Here is an 18,375-nt window from a genome sequence, read left to right as displayed (position 1 = left end):
GCGGGGGAGAGGACGGCGGGAGCCTGACCGGCCAGGACGTCTGAGCCGTCGCGCTCACCCTGCGTGGCCGCCCAGAGGGGCGGCCGGCGCCTGGCCAGGTCACCCGACCGGGTGGTCGACCACGCAGCGTGGCCTCCTCACGCTGCCACGACGGGCCCGAACGCCCTATCCTGCGATCTTGACCGGCCGTGGGTCCCGCGGCTCCGAGGCCAGGAGGTAGGCGTGCGGTCGATCTGGAAGGGCGCAGTCTCCTTCGGGCTGGTCAGCATCGCGGTCAAGCTGTACTCGGCGACCGAGGACCACGACATCCGGTTCCACCAGGTGCACGCCACCGACGGTGGCCGGGTGAAGTACAAGCGGGTCTGCTCGGTCGATGGCGAGGAGGTCGAGTACGCCGACATCGCCAAGGGCTACGAGCTCCCCGACGGCCAGCTCGTCGTGCTGACCGATGAGGACTTCGACCAGCTGCCGCTGGGCACCACGCACGAGATCGAGGTGCTGCAGTTCGTCGACCAGGAGCAGATCGACCCGATCCACTTCGAGAAGACCTACTACCTGGAGCCCGACGGGGTCGCCACCCGCCCCTACGTGCTGCTGCGCACCGCGCTGGAGAACGCCGGCCAGGTCGCGATCACCAAGATCGCCATCCGGCAGCGGGAGTCGCTGGCCGCGCTGCGGGTGCGCGACGGCGTCCTGGTGCTGCACACGATGCGCTGGCCCGACGAGATCCGCCGTCCTGGCTTCGGCTTCCTGGACGAGGAGGTGCCGGTGAAGGCGGCCGAGCTGGCGATGGCCGAGTCGCTCATCTCGACGATGGCCGGCGACTTCGACCCGTCGGCGTTCACCGACGACTACCGCGAGGCGATGCAGCAGCTGCTGGAGGCCAAGCAGTCCGGCGGTGAGGTGCGCCCAAGCCCCGACGCCGCCGACGACGGCGGTGGCGCGGTGGTCGACCTGATGAGCGCGCTGCGGCGCAGCGTCGAGCGGGCCGGTGGGAACGCGCCCGCAGCCGGCGCGGACGACAGCTCGGACGACGACACCGACGAGGCGCCGCCGGCGAAGAAGAGCACCCGCAAGCCGGCGAAGAAGGCCACCACCGCCGCCGGGAAGGCGCCGGCCGAGAAGGCACCCGCGAAGAAGGCCGCCGCCGCGACGGCCGACGACGAGCCGGCCAAGCCGGCCAAGCGCGCGTCCCGGGCCCGCAAGACCGCCTGACCCGTGGCGCCCAGCGACCCCCTGGCTCCCTACCGCGCCAAGCGCGACCCGGCCCGCACGGCCGAGCCCGTGCCGGGCGCGGACCAGCCGCTCCCGGTCGGCGACGACGACACGTTCGTCGTCCACGAGCACCACACGCCGCGCGGGCGCACCGGGGAGCGGGTGCACTGGGACCTGCGGCTGGAGCGCGACGGGGTGCTGCGGAGCTGGGCGGTGCCCAAGGGCCCGCCGACCGAGCCGGGGGTCAACCGGCTCGCCGTCCCCACCGAGGACCACCCGCTGGAGTACGCCTCGTTCGCCGGCACCATCACCGCCGGCGAGTACGGCGGCGGGCAGGTGAGCATCTGGGACGCCGGCCGCTACGCGACCGAGAAGTGGGCCGACGACCACGTCACCGTCGCCTTCGACGGGCAGCGGCTGACCGGCCGGTACGTGGTGTTCCGGCTGCCCGACGGCAGCTGGAACGTCCGCAAGCTCGACGCCGACCCGGTCACCGCCGCACCGGTGGCCGGGGTGCCGGAGGACCTCCCGCCGATGCTGGCCGCGATCGGCGAGCTGCCCCGCGCCGACGACCCGCGGTGGGGGTACGAGTTCAAGTGGGACGGCGTCCGGGCGCTGGCACACGTGCAGGCGGGGAGGCTGCGGTTGCGCGCGCGCAGCGGCAACGACGTCACCGGCACCTATCCCGAGCTGCACCGGCTGCCCGGGGTGCTCGCCGGTCACGACGCCGTCCTCGACGGGGAGGTCGTCGCGCTGGACGGGCGCGGTCGGCCGGACTTCGGGCTGCTGCAGGGCCGGATGCACCGCACCGGCCCGGAGGTCGCCCGGATGGCCGCGGCGTCGCCGGTGACCTACCTGGTGTTCGACCTGCTCGCGCTGGACGGCGAGAGCCTGCTCACCCGGCCCTGGACCGAGCGGCGGGAACGGCTCGACGCCCTGGGCCTGGTCTCGGACCGCTGGGTCACCACCCCCTGGTTCCGCGGGAACGGCGACCAGGTGCAGGCCGCCAGCCTGGAGAACGGGCTGGAGGGCGTCCTCGCCAAGCGGCTGGACTCGCCCTACCGCCCCGGGGGCCGGGGTCCGGACTGGCGCAAGGTGAAGAACCTGCGCACCCAGGCGGTGGTCGTCGGGGGCTGGCGGCCGGGCGAGGGTCGGCGGGCCGGCGGGATCGGCTCGCTGCTGGTCGGCGTGCACGACGACAGCGGGCGGCTGGTCTTCGCCGGCCACGTCGGCACCGGCTTCACCGCCGCGGCCCTGGCCGAGCTCGGCAGGCTGGTCACCGCGCGCCCGTCCTCGCCGTTCGCCGACGCGCTGGCCCGCGAGGTCACCCGCGACGCGCACTGGGTGGAGCCGCTGCTGGTCGGCGAGGTGCGGTACACCCAGTGGACCCGGGAGGGCCGGCTGCGGCACCCGGCCTGGCGGGGACTGCGCGACGACGTCCCGCCCGCCGACGTGGTGGTCGAGCCGTGAGCCGTCAGCGGGTGCACATCGAGGGCCGCCAGCTCGAGGTCTCCAACCTGGACAAGGTGCTGTTCCCGGAGGTGGCGTTCACCAAGGCGCAGGTCATCGACTACTACGTGCGGATCGCGCCGGTGCTGCTGCCGCACGTCGCGCACCGGCCGGTCACCTTCACCCGGTGGCCGAACGGCGTCGAGGGCCAGGCGTTCTTCGAGAAGAACAGCGCCCGGCACGCGCCGGAGTGGGTGGCGTCGGTGACCGTCCCGACGCCCGGCTCGTCCCGGGGCCGGGAGACGCTGGACATGGTGCTGCTGACCGCCGTGCCGGACCTGGTCTGGTCGGCGAACCTGGCCGCGCTGGAGGTGCACGTGCCGCAGTGGCAGGTGGACGACGACGGCACGGCCCGGCTGCCCGACCTGCTGGTCCTCGACCTCGACCCCGGCCCGGGCACCGACGTCGTCGACTGCGCCCGGGTGGCGCACCGGCTGCGCGAGCGGCTGGTCGCCGACGGGCTGGACCCGGTGGTGAAGACGTCGGGCTCCAAGGGCCTGCAGGTCTACGCGCCGATCCGGTGCGCCGACAAGGAACACCCCAGCCGGTACGCCAAGGACCTGGCCCAGCGGCTCGCCGGCGAGACCCCCGACCGGGTCGTCTGGCGGATGGAGAAGGCGCTGCGTCCGGGCAAGGTGCTGGTCGACTGGAGCCAGAACAACACCGCGAAGACGACGGTCGCGCCGTACTCGCTGCGCGCCCGCCCGTACGCCACGGTCTCCACGCCGCTGCGGTGGACCGAGGTCGACGCGCTGCGCGACGGCGGGGACGCGGCCTCGGTCCAGTTCCGCACCGACGACGTCCTGGGCCGGGTCGAGGAGCACGGCGACCTCTTCGACGTGACCACCCGGCAGCGTGCCGACCTGCCCGGGGGCGGCTGAGGTACCCGCTACCGCGATCTCGCAACCGCACCATCGTCGTCGCCTGGCGGTCACGTCCCAGTCGCTGGGACGTCGGCACCTGTTGATTTGACCTACTCAAGAGAACAGCGTTGAGTGGTCGCAGATGGAGACGACCTGGGACGACCGGCTGCGGCAGGCGGGACTGCGCGTGACGCGGCCCCGGCTCGCCGTGCTGGACGTCCTCGTCGAGCGCCCGCACGTCGACGCCGAGACCATCGCCACCGCCGCGCGCGCCGTGCACCCGTCGATCTCGCCGCAGGCGGTCTACGGGGTGCTCAAGGCGCTCGTCGGGAGCGGTCTCGCCCGCCGCATCGAGCCGGCCGGTGGGCCGGCGCTCTACGAGCTGCGGGTCGGCGACAACCACCACCACCTGGTCTGCCGGGAGTGCGGGCGGGTCGCGGACGTCGACTGCGTCGTGGGGGCTGCGCCGTGCCTGGCCCCCTCGGACGCAGCGGGCTTCGTCGTCGACGAGGCCGAGGTCGTCTTCTGGGGGCTCTGCGCGGACTGCCAGGTGGCGCGCAGGCAGCACGGGTACGGAACAGGCACCACCAGCAGTTCGATCCGAGGAGGAGTTCGCGCATGACCGACGTCGCATCGCAGGGACCGGCGGCCAGTGAGGCCGACCGGCCGATCCTGACCAACCGTCAGGGCCACCCGGTCTACGACAACCAGAACCAGCGCACCGTGGGTGCCCGTGGCCCGGCCACGCTGGAGAACTACCAGTTCCTCGAGAAGATCAGCCACTTCGACCGGGAGCGCATCCCCGAGCGCGTCGTGCACGCCCGCGGCGCCACCGCGTTCGGTGTCTTCGTGGCCGACGGCACCGTCGGCGACGAGCCGATCTCGACCTACACCCGCGCCAAGCTGTTCCAGGAGAAGGGCAAGGAGACCCCGGTCGCCCTGCGCTTCTCCACCGTGGCCGGTGGTCGGGACTCCTCCGAGGCCACCCGTGACCCGCGGGGCTTCGCGGTGAAGTTCTACACCGAGGACGGCAACTGGGACCTGGTCGGCAACAACCTGGGTGTCTTCTTCATCCGGGATGCGATCAAGTTCCCCGACTTCATCCACTCGCAGAAGCCCGACCCGGTCAACTTCGACCGCCAGGTCGCCAACCGGGTGTTCGACTTCTGGTCGCAGTCGCCCGAGGCCATGCACATGATCTCGCTGGTGCTGAGCCCGCGCGGCACGCCGTCGAGCTACCGCTTCATGCAGGGCTTCGGCGTGAACACCTACAAGTGGGTCAACGCCGCCGGTGAGACCAAGCTGGTGAAGTACCACTGGCTGCCCAAGCAGGGCGTGAAGTCCTGGACCCAGGCCGACGCCGAGGTGGCGCAGGGCAAGGAGCTGGGCGTGCACACGAAGGACCTCTACGAGGCCATCGAGCGCGGCGACTTCCCCTCCTGGGACCTGCACGTCCAGCTGATGGACGACCACGACCACCCGGAGCTGGACTTCGACCCGCTGGACGACACCAAGACGTGGCCGGAGAACGACTTCCCGCTGCGCAAGGTCGGCACCCTGACGCTGAACCGCGCGCCGGAGGACTTCTTCGCCGAGAGCGAGCAGATCGCCTTCGGCACCGGCGTGCTGGTCGACGGGCTGGACTTCTCCGACGACAAGATGCTGGTCGGCCGGACGTTCTCCTACTCCGACACCCAGCGCTACCGGGTGGGCCCGAACTACCTGCAGCTGCCGGTGAACGCGCCCCGGACCCGGGTCGCCACGAACCAGCGCGACGGCCAGATGGCCTTCCACCAGGACCGCGTCGAGGGCACCAACCCGCACGTGAACTACGAGCCGTCGATCACTGGCGGTCTGCGTGAGGCGCAGTACCCGACGCACGACGAGCAGGGCCCGGAGATCACCGGCCGGCTCACCCGCAAGCGGATCGACCGCACCGACGACTACACGCAGGCCGGCCAGCGCTACCTGCTGTCGGAGCAGTGGGAGAAGGACGACCTGGTGGCCAACCTGGTCGACGGCATCTCCCAGTGCGACCGGGAGATCCAGGAGCGGATGGTCTGGCACCTGTTCATGGCCGAGGACGAGCTGGGCCAGCGGGTCGGCGACGGCCTGGGGATCAGCGCGGACGACGTCCGTGGCCTGCAGCCGCTGCAGACCCAGACGCTCACCGAGGCGGAGCTGCAGCGCGCCGCCAACCTGGGCAAGAACGGCCCGCGCGACGTCACCGGCCTGACGATGACGCACTGCGTGCCCAACGAGCACGTCGTCCTGGCGAAGTGAGCCAGCGGGGCTGAGAAAGGACCTCACTGCCCCCCGCCACTCGCACGCTCGCGGCGGGACCCTGCAGCGGGGCCGAACTGCGGGCCGCGACCGGACTCCGGTCGCGGCCCGCAGTGCTGTGCGGGGTGGTCAGCGGGCGGGCACCCGGTGGGCGTCCGGGGTGGGCTCGGTCGCCAGGTCTGCCTGCCACAGGTCGGGGCCGAAGACCTCGTACTGGATGTCGCGCGCCGGCACCCCCCGCTCCAGCAGGGCGCTGCGGGCCGACCGCATGAACGGCAGCGGGCCGCACAGGTAGAACGCGGCGCCCTCGGGCAGGGCGACGTCGTCCAGGTCCATCGTCCCGGCGTGCACCCCGTCGACCGGCAGGTCGGTGTGCGCCCCGCGCTCGTACCAGACGTGCATGGTGGAGTGCGGCAGCCGCGAGACGTCGCCGAACACCTGGTCCCGCAGCGCGAAGGACGCCTCGTCGGCGTCGGCGTGCAGCACGGTGATCGGCAGCCGGGAGCGGGCTGCGGTGAGGTGCGAGAGCATGCCGGCCATCGGGGTGATGCCGATCCCGGCGCTGGCGAAGACCACCGGGCGGCCCGAGTCGTCGAGCACCACGTCGCCGAAGGGGAGCGACAGCGTCAGCACGTCGCCCACCTGCACCCGGTCGCAGAGCAGGGCGGAGACCTCGCCGTCCGGCCCGTCGCCGCCGCGGACCCGCTTGACGGAGAACTGCCGGTGCTCGCCGTCGTCGGCGCGGGTCAGGCTGTACTGCCGCGGCTGGTGGACACCGTCGGGCATCTGCACCTTCACGGTGACGTACTGGCCGGGCAGTGAGGTCTTGACCAGCCGGTCGTCGGTGCGCCGGACCCGGAAGGTGGTGACGTCGGCGGTCTCGGCGATCTTCTGGGTCACCTCCCACTCCCGCCAGACCGTCTCCGGCCGGACGCCGCGGGAGCTGTACAGCCCGCGCTCCATGTTGATCAGCGCGTAGGCCATCAGCCAGTAGACCTCGTCCCAGGCCTCGGCCACGGCCGGCGTCACGGCCTCGCCCAGCACGTCGACGATGGCCCAGAAGAGGTGCTCGTGCACCACCTCGTACTGGGCCGGGGTGATCCCCAGCGAGGCGTGCTTGTGCGCGATCCGGGCCAGCAGGTGCTCGGGGACCTGCTCAGGGCTCTCCAGCAGCGCGTTGGCGAACACCGCGACGGACCCGGCCAGCGCGACCTGCTGGGTGCCCTCGGCCTGGTTCCCCCGGTTGAACGTGCCGTCCAGCAGTTCCGGGTGGGCGCCGAACAGGTGGGCGTAGAAGCGTCGGGCGATCTCCTCGATGTTGTCGCCGATGACGGGCAGGGTGGCCTCGATGACCGGACGTGATCGGTTGGACAGCATGGGTCGCTCCTCGGTGGGGTCGACTGTTCCGTTCCCCGCCCAGAGCCGCCGGGTCAGGGTGACCTCGAGTCTCGCCCGCTGCGGGGGCCGGCGCAGGTCCACCCGCTCTCCGGGATCGACGACACTGGGCGCATGGCGGACCCGGACGTGGAGCTGCTGCTCGCTGCCGCCGACCGGCTGGAGGTGCTCGCCGCGCGCACGACCGGTGGCGGCTGGACCGTCCGCGGTCTGCTGGCCTCGCGTCCGGAGGTGGTCGCCGTGTCCGCCGGCGGCGGGTCCGAGCACGTGGCGAGGCCCGGGCGCGGACGGCGGAGTGGATCCGCACCCTCTCCCCGGCGGTCGCGGGTCCGCTCGCCGGCTGGCTGCGGGCCGCCGCGCAGCCGCCGGTCGACCCGCATGCGCTCGCCGTCGCCCGGGTGCTGCTCGGCTGACGGTGCCCGAGCGGTCGGGCGGTGGCTGGGTACCGTCCCGCCATGGACCGCATCGCCGCGCTGTACGAGGCCTTCACCAGCCGCGACATCGACGCCGTGCTGACCCACTTCGCCCCGGACGTGGACTGGCCCGACGCGATGCGGGGCACCCGGGTGGTGGGTGCCGACGCCGTCCGCGCCTACTGGCTGGGCCAGTGGGAGGTGGTCGACCTGGAGGTGACACCCCGCCGGGTGCGTGAGCTGCCGGACGGGCGGGTCGAGGTGCTCGTCGAGCAGGTGGTGCGGGACTCCGACGGCGACCTGCTCAGCCACGCCTTCGTCCTGCACACCTACACCCTCGACGCGGCCGGGGTCCGCCGGATGGACGTCGGCGACCCGGAGGATCAGGCTCCGCTGTAGGGGCCCGCCGCGAGCCTGCGAGCGGTGGGGGGCAGCGGGGTCCTTTTGCTACTCGCCGTCCTGCTCGGCCAGGAACTGCTCGATCTGCGCGCCGAGCTCCTCGCCGCTGGGCATCTCGCCGCCGAAGCCGAGCAGCCCCGTGTCGTCGCGGGCCGCGGTGAAGGAGTCGAACTGCTCCTCCAGCGCGGCGACGACGGCGGTGTTGTCGCTGGACCGGCCGATCTGCTCGTCGACCTCGGTGCGGTTGGCCTCTGCGGCCTCGCGCAGCGTCTCGGTCGGCACGTGCAGCCCGGTCAGCGTCTCCAGGTGCTCGAGCAGCGTGAGCGAGGCGGCCGGGTAGGTGGCCTGCGCCAGGTAGTGCGGGACGTGGGCGGCGACGCCGAGGGCGTCGACCCCGGCCTCGCCGAGCCGCAGTTCGAGCAGTGCGCCCACGCTGCCGGGGATGCGCATCTCGCCCCAGTAGACCGGGTAGGACTCGATGAGCTGGCGGCGCGTGGCGTGCGCCGTGACGGTGACCGGGCGGGTGTGCGGCACCGGCATGGGGATGGCGTGCAGCGCCACCACCGAGGTCACGCCCAGCCGGTCGACGAGCTGCTGCACCGCGGCGATGAACCGCTCCCAGGCGAAGTCCGGCTCGACGCCGTGCAGCAGCAGGAACGGGGTGCCGCCGTCGTCCTCGAGCGCCCACAGCCCGATCTCGGGGGAGACCACCGACTCGTAGCGGTCGCCGCTGAACACCATCCGGGGCCGGTGACCGCGGTAGTCGACCAGCGCGTCGACGTCGAACCGGGCGATCAGCGTCGCGGGCAGGGCGTCGAGCAGGTGGGCCCCGGCGAGGGCGCCGGCGTGGGCGGCGTCGAACTCACCGGCCAGGTCGTGGACGAGGACCAGTCCGGCGCGCTCCTCGGGCGACGAGACCGCGGCCTCACGGGCGAGGAGCGGCTCGGCGTCGGGGAGCACCTCGACGAGGTCCTCCGGTCGCTGCGGCACGGGTTCGTCCTCCCAGGTGGATCAGGGTCTTCTCACCGGTGAAGCCGCAGTCGACGCCGGGCATTCCCGAGCACCCCCAGCCCGTGACCGGCCGCCGCGGCCTCCTGCGGGGTGGCGTCCTCGGACTCGGGGTTGACCGCCGGCTCGGCCTCGGCGGGCCGGCGCACCAGCTGGGCGCCGGAGGAGTCCCCGGTGAGCTGGTGGCTGGTCCCGTCCGGGCCGACCTCCGGCGTGAGCCCGTCGAGCTGGTCGCGGCCGTACCGGTAGGCCACCGCGATGAGCGCGGCCACCGGCACGGACAGGAACGCGCCGATGATGCCGGCCAGGCTGCTGCCTGCGGTCACCGCGAGGATGACCACCGCGGCGTGCAGGTTGAGCCCACGGCCCTGGATGATCGGCTGCAGGACGTTGCCCTCCAGCTGCTGCACCAGCAGCACGACGACCAGGATCCAGATCGCGGTGGTGACGCCGTTGCTCACCAGCGCGATCAGCACCGCGAACGCGCCGGCGACGAAGGCACCGATGATCGGGATGAACGCGCCGAAGAAGGTCAGCACGGCCAGCGGCAGCACCAGCGGCACGTCGAAGACCAGCAGGCCCAGCCCGATGAAGAACGCGTCGACGAAGCCGACGAGCGCCTGCTGGCGGATGAACTCCGACAGCGTCGTCCAGGCCTTGCTGGACAGGGCGGCCACGTGCGGCGCGGCGCGCGGCCCGGTCTGGGCGGCCAGCCACGGCGTCCACTTGGGGCCGTCCTTGAGGAAGAAGAACGCCAGCACCAGCGCGAGGACCAGGTTGACCAGTGCGTTGCCGATCGTGGTCGCGGTGGTGACCGCGTAGCCGGCGATGTTCTGCGCGTTGCTCTGCACGGTGTTGATCACCGAGTCGACGGCGTTGCCGACCTGCTCGTCACCCAGGTTGAACGGGGGACCGGCGAGGTACTCCTGCACCTGCTGCAGCCCGCCGGTCACGCCGTCGGCGAGCTCCTCGACCTGGCCGACGACCTGCGGCGCGATCACCGCGATGATGCCGCCGATGGCGGCGAGGAAGACCAGCAGCACCGTCGCGGACGCAAGCGCCGGTGGCCAGTGGTGCTTGCGGAGGAACCGGGTGGCCGGCCACAGCACGGTGGTGAAGAGCAACCCGAGGACGACCGGGAGCAGGACCACCCACAGCTTGCCGAAGACGTAGCCGAGGATCACCAGCGCGATCACGATCAGGATGAGCTGGGCGGAGGCGATCGCGACGCTGCGGGTCGCCGCCTGCATGCGCTGGGAGCGCTGGGGCCCCGGGACCGGAGCCCGTGTGCCGATGGTCTCCTGGTCGATGTCGTCCGAGCCGACGGACGTCGCGCCGCTGACCCCGGTCGGCTGATGGGTGTCGGCCGGGGCGGGGGTGTCGGCCCCCGGGCGGGCACCGGCCGTCGTGGCGGCCCCGGCCGTCGGGCGGTCGGCGGCCGCGGTGGGCTCGGCGGAACGGTCGGCGGGCATGCGCTGATCCCAACACATCCGGCGTCCCCCCACCCGTCGCACGCCCGGTGGCGCTCGCGGGTCCGCCCCGCTGTCGTACCGGGTCGTAGGTTCACCCCATGCCACGCACCGCCACCGCCGACCGGGTCGAGCGCGACGAGCTGCTCGCCTTCCTCCGACCCCGGCACAAGGCCCTGCTGCTCACCCGCCGCGGCGACGGGTCGGCGCAGCTGTCGCCGGTCACCTGCGGCATCGACGAGCAGGGCCGGGTGGTGATCTCGACCTATCCGCAGCGGGCGAAGGTGGCCAATGCGCGGCGCGACCCGCGGGTGTCGCTCTGCGTGCTCTCCGACGACTTCGACGGCGCGTGGGTGCAGGTCGACGGTCAGGCGGAGGTGCTCGACCTGCCCGACGCCCTCGAGCCCCTGGTCGACTACTTCCGCGCGATCAGCGGTGAGCACCCCGACTGGGACGAGTACCGCGCCGCCATGCAGCGGCAGGGCAAGGCGCTGCTGCGGGTGACCATCGAGCGGTGGGGCCCGATCGCGACCGGCGGCTTCCCGCCCGAGCTGACCGCCTCCTGACCCCGCTGGTGGCTGCCAAGTCTCCAGGCTTGCTTTCCGCCGTGCAAGCTGCTGGACTTGCGGAATGCCGTTCGTGGTGACCGTGGACCAGCGGGGCAGCCGGCGCAGCGCCGACCGGGTGCCCGGCGGGCTGGCCGTGCTGTCGGGGATGCCCACCGTGCTCCGTTTCGAGCGCACCGCCGGTGATGAGTTCCAGGGCGTGCTCGACGACCCTGCGGTGGTCGTCGACGTGGTCCGCCGGCTCGTCCGGGACGGCGGCTGGAGCGTCGGGGTCGGCGCCGGGCCGGTGCAGACGCCGTTGCCCGGCAGCACCCGCGCGGGCGCCGGAGCGGCCTTCGTCGCCGCCCGGGCCGCGGTCGAGGCGGCCAAGCGACGCCCGGTCCGGGTCGCCGTCCGGGGCGCGGTCGCCGAGCCGGCCGCCGATGCGCAGGCCGTGCTGACCGCGCTGGCCGCGCTGGTCGAGCGGCGCAGCGACCAGGCGTGGCAGGCCATCGGGCTGGTCGAGGCCGGGCGCACCCAGGCCGAGGCCGCGAGCGAGCTCGGCGTCTCCCGCCAGGCGGTCGGTCAGCGACTGGCCGCCGGGCTCTGGGAGGTCGAGCGCGACCTGCGCCCGGCGGCGGCCCGGCTGCTGGCGCGGGCGGTCGGATGAGCATCGCCGCGCTCGTGCTGCTCGGCGTGCTCGCGGCCGCCGGCGCCGTCCTCACCCCGCGCAGCGACACCCGGCGCAGCGCGCTGAGCGCCGCGCTGCTGGTCGCGGTGCTCGGCGTCGCCGCCGCCCTGGCCTGGCGGACCGGCCGGGTGGGGGAGGGGGTGCAGAACGTCGGCGTGCTGCTCGCGGTGGCCGCTGCGGCCCTCGGTGGGGGCCCGGTCGCGACCGCCGTGCTCCGCGCCGCCGACCCCGACCACGGCCCGTCCCGCCGCCGGGCGTCGGACCCGGAGGTGCTGCGCGGCGGGACGTGGATCGGGGTCCTGGAGCGCACCGCCATCGCCGTGACGGTGCTCGCCGGCTTCACCGAGGGGCTCGCCGTGCTCATCGCGCTGAAGGGGCTCGGACGGTTCAACGAGCTGAAGGCCCCGGTCGCCTCGGAGCGGTTCATCATCGGCACCCTGGCCAGCGGCCTGTGGGCGCTCGCCTGCGTCGGCGTCGCCGTCCTGCTCCGCACCTGACCCCCAGGGGCCATGTTGGCCAACATGGCCCCCACCTGTGGACGGCGAGGACGAGGACTCGGCCGACTCGGCACGCTCCGGCAGGTGCGCAACCACCTGACCGGCGTGTTCATCGGGAGTCACGCGATCGCTGAGGGAGTCGTCACCCGCAAGCAACTGCGCGAGCTCAGCTGTCGGCGCCTGGTGCACGGGGTCTACGCGGATCCCGGCCTGGAGTTCGACCACCGACTGCGGTGCTCAGCCGTGGCCTTGCTGCTCCCGGTCGGCACCGCGATCGCCGGTCACTCGGCCGCCGCGTGGCACGGTGCGCCGTTCGCGGCTGCTCACGACCCGGTCACCGTCGTCCGCCCGCCGTCGGTCCTCTGGAAGGGCCCGCGTGAGGTACGGGTGCACCAGGCGGAACTGCGGCCGGAGGAGGTCGAGTGGCATGACGGCGTCCCGGTGACCTCACCGCTCCGGACGGCCTGGGACGGCGCGGCGTGGGAACCGCTCGGCACCGCGGTCGCTGCCCTCGATGCCATGGCGCGCAGTGGCAGCGTGGGCGTCGATGAGCTGGCGGCGTTGCCCGCGGCCGGACGCGGTCGCAAGGGCGTCGTCCGGGTCCGTCGAGCTGTGGCCTTGGTCGACCCGCGTGCAGAGTCGGCGCCGGAGTCCCGGGTCCGCGTCGCTCTGGTGATGAGCGGGCTGACCCCGGTGCCCCAGTTCGAGGTCTGGGCCGCGGGTGTCCTCCTCGGCCGGGCGGACCTCGCGTTCCCCGAGGGAAAGGTGCTGGTCGAGTACGAGGGTGCTCATCACTTCGACGGTGTGCAGATCGCCCGGGACGACGCCCGGATCGCCCGGCTGGAGGCAGCGGGCTGGCGGGTGATCAGGCTCAGCGCCGCCGATCTCCGCGACCTGGACGGCGTCGTCGCCCGCGTCCGCGCGGCCCTCCCCCGCTGACGGAGGGCCATGTTGGCCAACATGGCCCCCCAAGGGGGTCAGAAGACCTCGATCTGGGCGCCCATCTCGACCAGGCGCTCGTAGAGCTGCTCGTAGCCGCGGGCGATGATGTCCACGTTGCGCAGCACCGACGTGCCCTTGGCCGCCAGCATCGCCAGCAGGATGCACACCGCCGGACGCAGCGCGGGCGGGCAGACGATCTCCGCGGCCGACCAGCGGGTCGGCCCGGAGACCAGCACCCGGTGCGGGTCGAGCAGCCGGACGTCGGCGCCCAGCCGGGTCAGGTCGGACAGGTGGATCGCCCGGTTGTCGTAGACCCAGTCGTGGATCACCGTCTCGCCGGTCGCGGTGGCGGCGATGACCGCGAAGAACGGCAGGTTGTCGATGTTGAGCCCCGGGAAGGGCATCGGGTGCACCTTGTCGATGGGCGCCCGCAGCTGCGAGGGGTGGATGGTGACGTCGACCAGCCGGGTGCGCCCGTTGTCGGCGGCGTACTCCGGTGAGAGGTCGAACTGCAGCCCCATCTCAGCCAGGATCGCCAGCTCGATCTCCAGGAACTCGATCGGCGCGCGGCACACGGTCAGCTCCGAGCCGGTGACGATGCCCGCGGTCAGCAGGCTCATCGCCTCGACCGGGTCCTCGCTCAGCGGGTAGTCGACGTCGGCGTCGAGCACCGGCTGCCCGGTGACCCGCAGCGTCGTCGTCCCGAAGCCCTCGATGCGCACGCCGAGCAGCTCCAGGTACAGGCAGAGGTCCTGGACCATGTAGTTCGGGCTGGCGTTGCGGATGGTGGTGGTGCCGTCGTGCCGGGCGGCGCCCAGCAGGGCGTTCTCGGTGACGGTGTCGCCGCGCTCGGTCAGCACGATGGTGCGGTCCCGGGACTCCGGTCGGCGCACGGTGGCGTGGTACTCCCCGGCCCGGGCTTCCACCGACAGGCCGAACGGCCGCAGGGCGATCATGTGCGGCTCGATGGTGCGGGTGCCCAGGTCGCAGCCGCCGGCGTAGGGCAGCTCGAACTCCTCGGCCCGGTGCAGCAGCGGACCGAGGAACATGATGATGCTGCGGGTCCGGCGGGCCGCGTCGGCGTCGATCGCGGACAGGTCCAGCTGCTCCGGGACGACGATCGTCAGGTCCCGGCCGGTCGCGTCCCAGGTGGCCTGGACGCCGATCGAGGTCAGCACGGCGAGGATCCGGTCCACCTCGACGATCCGGGACACGTTGCGCAGCGTCGTCCGGCCGCGGTTGAGCAGCGAGGCGCAGAGCAGGGCCACCGCGGCGTTCTTCGACGACTTCACCGTCACGCTGCCGTGCAGCGGGGTGCCGCCGCTGACCCGCAGGTGGGTGGGGCCCGGGCGGCCGACGGTGATCAGCTCGCTCTCCAGCGCTGCCGACAACCGGCCCAGCAGCTCCAGCGTCAGGTTCTGGTTGCCCTGCTCGATCCGGGCGATCGCGCTCTGGCTGGTGCCCAGCCGGTCGGCGAGCTGGGACTGGGTGAGGCCGTGGTGCCGGCGGGCGTCGCGGACCAGGGCGCCGATCTGACGGAGCGACTGGCTGGTGGTGTCCTCGGTGAGCGTCATCAGCGCGCACCGTATCTCACAGATGAGATGCGGACGGTGTGGTGCTGCACCGTGTCGGCGGGCCACCATGCAGCATGGTCTGGTTCTGGCTCGTCGCGCTCGCAGCCGTGCTCTCGCTGCTGCTGGTCGCCTGGCTGATGGACCGCGCGGTCCGCCGCCGTGGCTCCCGGGTGCTGCACTCCGGCGACGTCTGGCGGGACGTCCGGGAGTCCCGGCGCGACGCCGAGGTGACCAGCCCGTTCAGCAGCGACAACTCCTGGAGCAGCTGGAGCCGTCGCAACCGCCGCTGACCGGGCGCGGGTGCCGCCGGGGTGATCACCGGGCAGGATGAGCACGCCGACCCGGCACCCTGCTGCGAGGAGAACCCGTGTCCGACACCCCGGCGCCCACCGGCGCCGTCGCCCGTCCCGAGCTGCTCGCCGTCTACTGCAACGACCACATCGCCTCGGCGGCGGGCGGCATCGAGCTGGTCACCCGGATGATCGGCGCCCACCGGGGGAGCGCCCACGAGGACGGGCTGCGCCAGCTGCTGGACGAGCTGCGTCAGGAGAAGAGCGACCTGATCGCCGCCACGAAGGCGCTGGGCCTGCCGGTGCGGCAGTACAAGCAGGTGGCCGTGTGGGTCGCGGAGAAGGCCAGCCGGCTCAAGCTCAACGGGCACCTGCTCAGCCGCTCGCCGCTCAGCTCGCTGGTCGAGTTCGAGTTCCTGGCCTCCGCCGTCCGAGGCAAGCGCAGCGGCTTCGAGACGCTGCGGATCGCCGCCGAGGTGGACCCGCGGATCGACCCGGTGCTGTTCGACTCGCTGATCGAGCAGGCGAACCGGCAGTACCGCTGGCTGACCGACGCCCGCCGCGAGGTAGCCGCGTCGGTGTTCGGTGGCGACCCCGGCGTGCTGGCGGGCACCGCCGACGCGTGACCCCGGGCGGGCGGCGCGGCCGGCGCGCAGGTAGAACTCGGGGCATGTGCCACGACCACGACAGCCGCCCGCCTGCACCGCCCCGCTCCGGGGACGTCGGCGAGCGGGGTTCCCTCACGCTCACCGCCGCGGACGGCACCGACTTCTCCGCCGCCTACGCCGCCCCCGCCGGTCCGCCCCGGGCGGGCGTGGTGATCCTCCCCGACATCCGCGGCCTGCACCCGTACTACGTGGCGCTGGCGGAGCGGTTCGCCGAGGCCGGTCTCCCCGCGGTCGCGATCGACTGGTTCGGGCGCACGGCGGGCGTGGCCGAGGGCGGCACCCGCGGCGAGGACTTCGACTGGCGGAGCCACATCCCGCAGACCACGCCGGCCGGGGTGGACGCGGACACCGCCGCGGGCATCGAGTACCTCCGCAGCCGCACCGAGCCCACCCTCCCGGTCATCACCGTCGGCTTCTGCTTCGGTGGCAGCCACGCCTGGCGGCAGTCCGCCGGCGAGCTGGACCTGGCCGGCAGCGCGGGCTTCTACGGCAAGCCCGAGATGGTGGGGGAGGCGGCCGCCGCCGCCCGGCGGCCGGTCGTGATGATCATCGCCGGTGCCGACTCCGCGACCCCCGTCGAGGACCAGCGCCGGCTCGCCGAGACGATGCGGGCGGCCGGCGCCGACGTGGACGACGTGGTCTACGAGGGGGCGCCGCACTCCTTCTTCGACCGCGCCTTCGGGGAGTGGGCCGACGCCTGCCAGGACGCCTGGCGGCACGTGCTCGCCCTCGCCGACCGGGTCGCCGCGCGCTGACCCAGCTGCCTAGGCTCGGCACCGTGAGCGAACCGATCGACCCCGGCGTCATCGCGCTGGCCGCCCAGGTCTTCGACCTCGCGCGGGGCGGCGACACCGAGCAGCTGACCGCCTACCTCGACGCCGGGGTGCCGGCGAACCTGACCAACGACAAGGGCGACACCCTGCTGATCCTGGCCGCCTACCACGGCCACGCGGACACCGTCGCGGCGTTGCTCGCCCGCGGCGCGGACCACTCGCGGATCAACGACCGGGGCCAGAGCCCGCTGGCGGCGGCGGTCTTCAAGCAGTCGGCGGACTCGGTGCGCACCCTGGTCGCCGCCGGCGCGGACCCCGACGCCGGCCGGCCCAGCGCCCGTGCGACCGCGCAGTTCTTCGACCTGCCGGAGATGTCCGCGCTGCTGGAGGTCTGAGCGGTCCGCTCAGCGGGCCGGGGCCGCAGCGGGTGCCGGGGCGGGCGCAGGACGGGCACCGGCAGGCAGTGCCGCGGTGAGCAGGGCCAGCACGACGCACGCGCCGAGTCCGATCAGCCCGATGGCGGCGTAGCCGGAGGTGTCCGGCCACTCCGCCCCGCGGTCGGTCGCGGCCTCCAGCACCGTCGCGCTCAGCGCGCTGCCGACGGCGAACCCGATGTAGCGGAGCACCTGGTTGAGGCTCATCGCGCTGCCGGTCTCGCCGGCCGGGACGGCGGAGACGATCAGCCCGGGCAGGGCCGCGAACACCGTGCCCACCCCGAGCCCGGCGACGGCCATGGCGGCGAACACCTGCCACAGGTCGGTGCGGACGAAGGCGAACAGCACCTCACCGACGCCGAGCAGCACCGCACCGGCCGGGAGCACCCAGCGCTTCCCGACGGCGCGCTCCAGCGTCCGGGCGAGCCGGCTGGCCAGAAAGCTGGCGGCGGAGAACGGCAGCAGGACGAGCCCCGCGACGACGATCGAGGTCCCGAACCCGTAGCCGGTGGACTCCGGGGTCTGGGCGAGCCGCGGCACCGAGGACAGCAGCAGGTAGTTGGCCAGCCCGACCAGCAGCGCCGCGCCGTGCGCGGTGGCCGCAGTGCGGCTGCGGGCCAGCCGCAGGTCGACCAGCGGCGCCGGCGCCCGCAGTTGCCACCCCGCCCAGCCGACCAGGGTCACCACGGCCACGACGGCGAGCCCGATGACCGCCGGGGAGGTCCAGCCCCACGTCTCCGCCTCGCCGAGCGCCAGCAGCCCGGAGGCCAGGCCGGTGCCCAGCAGCAGCGCACCGGCGACGTCCAGCCGGCGCGGGGGGACCTCCGGCGACCGCGGGTAGACCAGCGCCGCGGCGACGATGGCCAGCGCGCTGGCACCGGCGCCGAACCAGAACGCGGCGTGCACCCCGCCGAACTCGGCGATCGCGCCCGTGAGCGGGTACCCCAGCCCCACCCCGGCGGCGACGGTGACCGACAGCGCCGCGACCGTCGACCGGGACCGCTCACCGGCCAGGGCGGTGCGGGCGGTCGCGATGGCCAGCGGGGTGATCCCCAGGCCCAGGCCCTGCAGCCCCCGGCCCGCCACCAACCAGCCCAGGCCGAGCGGCAGCGCGGCCAGCACGCTGCCGACTCCGACGACGGCGAGGACGACGAGCACCACGGTGCGGCGGTGCCGGCCGTCGCCGAGCCGGCCGATCACCGGGGTGGCGACCGCGCCGACGACCAGGGTGACCGTCAACGCCCACTGCGCGCTGGTGACCGACACGTCGTTGGCGGCCGCGATCGCCGGGATGAGCGGAGCACCGAGGCTGCTGATGATCGCGACCAGCATCGCCAGGTAGACCAGCACCGGCACCAGGCCGGGGCGGGCGGCGGGTGGCGCAGGGGTGCCCGGGGTGCTCACGTC

Annotated in this window: 19 protein-coding genes; 14 read left to right on the top strand and 5 right to left on the bottom strand. The window is 73.6% G+C overall.

The features are described from left to right. The first annotated feature begins 222 nt into the window (after positions 1-222). From ku to FHL79_RS17240, 5 genes are all read left to right on the top strand, one after another. Positions 223-1,215 carry a non-homologous end joining protein Ku gene (gene ku, locus FHL79_RS17260; RefSeq protein ID WP_138759813.1) on the top strand — a complete coding sequence of 331 codons (993 nt, stop codon included), beginning with the start codon at positions 223-225 and terminating at the stop codon, positions 1,213-1,215. 3 nt (positions 1,216-1,218) lie between these two features. Then, a complete protein-coding gene (gene ligD / locus FHL79_RS17255; RefSeq protein WP_138759812.1) occupies positions 1,219-2,685 on the top strand; it encodes a non-homologous end-joining DNA ligase in 1,467 nt (488 codons plus the stop codon). Next, positions 2,682-3,605: a non-homologous end-joining DNA ligase gene (ligD, locus tag FHL79_RS17250; protein ID WP_138759811.1), complete on the top strand. Its 924-nt coding sequence runs from the start codon at positions 2,682-2,684 to the stop codon at positions 3,603-3,605. Before ligD (FHL79_RS17255) ends, ligD (FHL79_RS17250) begins: the two co-directional genes overlap by 4 nt. Positions 3,606-3,729: 124 nt before the next feature. Next, positions 3,730-4,209 (top strand): Fur family transcriptional regulator, encoded by a 480-nt coding sequence (locus FHL79_RS17245; RefSeq protein WP_138759810.1) that lies wholly within the window; start codon positions 3,730-3,732, stop codon positions 4,207-4,209. Beyond that, entirely contained in the window at positions 4,206-5,870 is a 1,665-nt protein-coding gene (locus FHL79_RS17240) for a catalase (protein WP_138759809.1), read from the top strand. The genes FHL79_RS17245 and FHL79_RS17240 overlap by 4 nt, the downstream gene beginning before the upstream one ends. Before the next feature lie 129 nt (positions 5,871-5,999). On the opposite strand, the gene FHL79_RS17235 is transcribed toward FHL79_RS17240, so the two are convergent. Beyond that, positions 6,000-7,247 (bottom strand): globin domain-containing protein, encoded by a 1,248-nt coding sequence (locus tag FHL79_RS17235; RefSeq protein ID WP_138759808.1) that lies wholly within the window; start codon positions 7,245-7,247, stop codon positions 6,000-6,002. A gap of 473 nt (positions 7,248-7,720) precedes the next feature. Here FHL79_RS17235 and FHL79_RS17225 point away from each other — a divergent pair, with 473 nt between their 5' ends. Then, on the top strand, positions 7,721-8,077 hold the full coding sequence (locus tag FHL79_RS17225) for a nuclear transport factor 2 family protein (RefSeq protein ID WP_138759807.1): 357 nt from the start codon (positions 7,721-7,723) through the stop codon (positions 8,075-8,077). Positions 8,078-8,125: 48 nt separating this feature from the next. Here FHL79_RS17225 and FHL79_RS17220 read toward each other — a convergent pair whose 3' ends face one another. Next, positions 8,126-9,067, bottom strand: a complete 942-nt coding sequence (locus FHL79_RS17220; protein ID WP_138759806.1) for a proteasome assembly chaperone family protein — start codon at positions 9,065-9,067, stop codon at positions 8,126-8,128. Positions 9,068-9,099: 32 nt separating this feature from the next. Then, positions 9,100-10,557, bottom strand: a complete 1,458-nt coding sequence (locus FHL79_RS17215; protein WP_138759805.1) for an AI-2E family transporter — start codon at positions 10,555-10,557, stop codon at positions 9,100-9,102. 98 nt (positions 10,558-10,655) lie between these two features. Between FHL79_RS17215 and FHL79_RS17210 the strand changes: the two genes are divergently transcribed. The 4 genes from FHL79_RS17210 (at position 10,656) to FHL79_RS17195 (ending at position 13,226) form a co-directional block, all read left to right on the top strand. Beyond that, complete coding sequence (locus FHL79_RS17210) at positions 10,656-11,120, top strand: PPOX class F420-dependent oxidoreductase (RefSeq protein WP_138759804.1); 465 nt, start codon at positions 10,656-10,658, stop codon at positions 11,118-11,120. A gap of 64 nt (positions 11,121-11,184) precedes the next feature. Then, positions 11,185-11,769 carry a hypothetical protein gene (locus FHL79_RS17205; protein WP_138759803.1) on the top strand — a complete coding sequence of 195 codons (585 nt, stop codon included), beginning with the start codon at positions 11,185-11,187 and terminating at the stop codon, positions 11,767-11,769. Further along, complete coding sequence (locus FHL79_RS17200) at positions 11,766-12,287, top strand: hypothetical protein (RefSeq protein WP_138759802.1); 522 nt, start codon at positions 11,766-11,768, stop codon at positions 12,285-12,287. Before FHL79_RS17205 ends, FHL79_RS17200 begins: the two co-directional genes overlap by 4 nt. An 84-nt stretch (positions 12,288-12,371) precedes the next feature. Next, positions 12,372-13,226 carry a type IV toxin-antitoxin system AbiEi family antitoxin gene (locus FHL79_RS17195; RefSeq protein WP_171058210.1) on the top strand — a complete coding sequence of 285 codons (855 nt, stop codon included), beginning with the start codon at positions 12,372-12,374 and terminating at the stop codon, positions 13,224-13,226. 38 nt (positions 13,227-13,264) lie between these two features. Here the strand turns inward: FHL79_RS17195 and FHL79_RS17190 are convergent, their stop codons facing one another. Further along, the gene (locus FHL79_RS17190) at positions 13,265-14,803 is read right to left on the bottom strand and encodes a helix-turn-helix domain-containing protein (RefSeq protein WP_138759800.1); all 1,539 of its coding nucleotides are present in this window, start codon (positions 14,801-14,803) and stop codon (positions 13,265-13,267) included. 74 nt (positions 14,804-14,877) lie between these two features. Here FHL79_RS17190 and FHL79_RS17185 point away from each other — a divergent pair, with 74 nt between their 5' ends. From FHL79_RS17185 to FHL79_RS17170, 4 genes are all read left to right on the top strand, one after another. Beyond that, a complete protein-coding gene (locus tag FHL79_RS17185; RefSeq protein ID WP_138759799.1) occupies positions 14,878-15,093 on the top strand; it encodes a hypothetical protein in 216 nt (71 codons plus the stop codon). A 77-nt stretch (positions 15,094-15,170) separates the two neighbouring features. Next, positions 15,171-15,719 carry a hypothetical protein gene (locus FHL79_RS17180; RefSeq protein ID WP_138759798.1) on the top strand — a complete coding sequence of 183 codons (549 nt, stop codon included), beginning with the start codon at positions 15,171-15,173 and terminating at the stop codon, positions 15,717-15,719. 44 nt (positions 15,720-15,763) lie between these two features. Beyond that, positions 15,764-16,516: a dienelactone hydrolase family protein gene (locus FHL79_RS17175; protein WP_138759797.1), complete on the top strand. Its 753-nt coding sequence runs from the start codon at positions 15,764-15,766 to the stop codon at positions 16,514-16,516. A 23-nt stretch (positions 16,517-16,539) separates the two neighbouring features. Further along, on the top strand, positions 16,540-16,929 hold the full coding sequence (locus tag FHL79_RS17170) for an ankyrin repeat domain-containing protein (protein ID WP_138759796.1): 390 nt from the start codon (positions 16,540-16,542) through the stop codon (positions 16,927-16,929). A gap of 9 nt (positions 16,930-16,938) precedes the next feature. On the opposite strand, the gene FHL79_RS17165 is transcribed toward FHL79_RS17170, so the two are convergent. Beyond that, entirely contained in the window at positions 16,939-18,372 is a 1,434-nt protein-coding gene (locus tag FHL79_RS17165) for an MFS transporter (protein ID WP_246080916.1), read from the bottom strand. Positions 18,373-18,375 lie beyond the last annotated feature (3 nt).

The organism is Modestobacter altitudinis (genome assembly GCF_005930475.1).
GTDB lineage: Bacteria > Actinomycetota > Actinomycetes > Mycobacteriales > Geodermatophilaceae > Modestobacter > Modestobacter altitudinis.
Note: the sequence above shows the minus strand (reverse complement) of the source record. Positions and strands in the feature narration are given on the sequence as shown.

Coding starts and splice junctions, on each gene's coding strand:
- FHL79_RS17245 (WP_138759810.1), top strand. CDS start 3,730: ATGGAGACGACCTGGGACGACCGGCTGCGGCAGGCGGGACTGCGCGTG.
- FHL79_RS17240 (WP_138759809.1), top strand. CDS start 4,206: ATGACCGACGTCGCATCGCAGGGACCGGCGGCCAGTGAGGCCGACCGG.
- FHL79_RS17235 (WP_138759808.1), bottom strand. CDS start 7,247: ATGCTGTCCAACCGATCACGTCCGGTCATCGAGGCCACCCTGCCCGTC.
- FHL79_RS17225 (WP_138759807.1), top strand. CDS start 7,721: ATGGACCGCATCGCCGCGCTGTACGAGGCCTTCACCAGCCGCGACATC.
- FHL79_RS17215 (WP_138759805.1), bottom strand. CDS start 10,557: ATGCCCGCCGACCGTTCCGCCGAGCCCACCGCGGCCGCCGACCGCCCG.
- FHL79_RS17210 (WP_138759804.1), top strand. CDS start 10,656: ATGCCACGCACCGCCACCGCCGACCGGGTCGAGCGCGACGAGCTGCTC.
- FHL79_RS17205 (WP_138759803.1), top strand. CDS start 11,185: ATGCCGTTCGTGGTGACCGTGGACCAGCGGGGCAGCCGGCGCAGCGCC.
- FHL79_RS17200 (WP_138759802.1), top strand. CDS start 11,766: ATGAGCATCGCCGCGCTCGTGCTGCTCGGCGTGCTCGCGGCCGCCGGC.
- FHL79_RS17190 (WP_138759800.1), bottom strand. CDS start 14,803: ATGACGCTCACCGAGGACACCACCAGCCAGTCGCTCCGTCAGATCGGC.
- FHL79_RS17185 (WP_138759799.1), top strand. CDS start 14,878: ATGGTCTGGTTCTGGCTCGTCGCGCTCGCAGCCGTGCTCTCGCTGCTG.
- FHL79_RS17175 (WP_138759797.1), top strand. CDS start 15,764: ATGTGCCACGACCACGACAGCCGCCCGCCTGCACCGCCCCGCTCCGGG.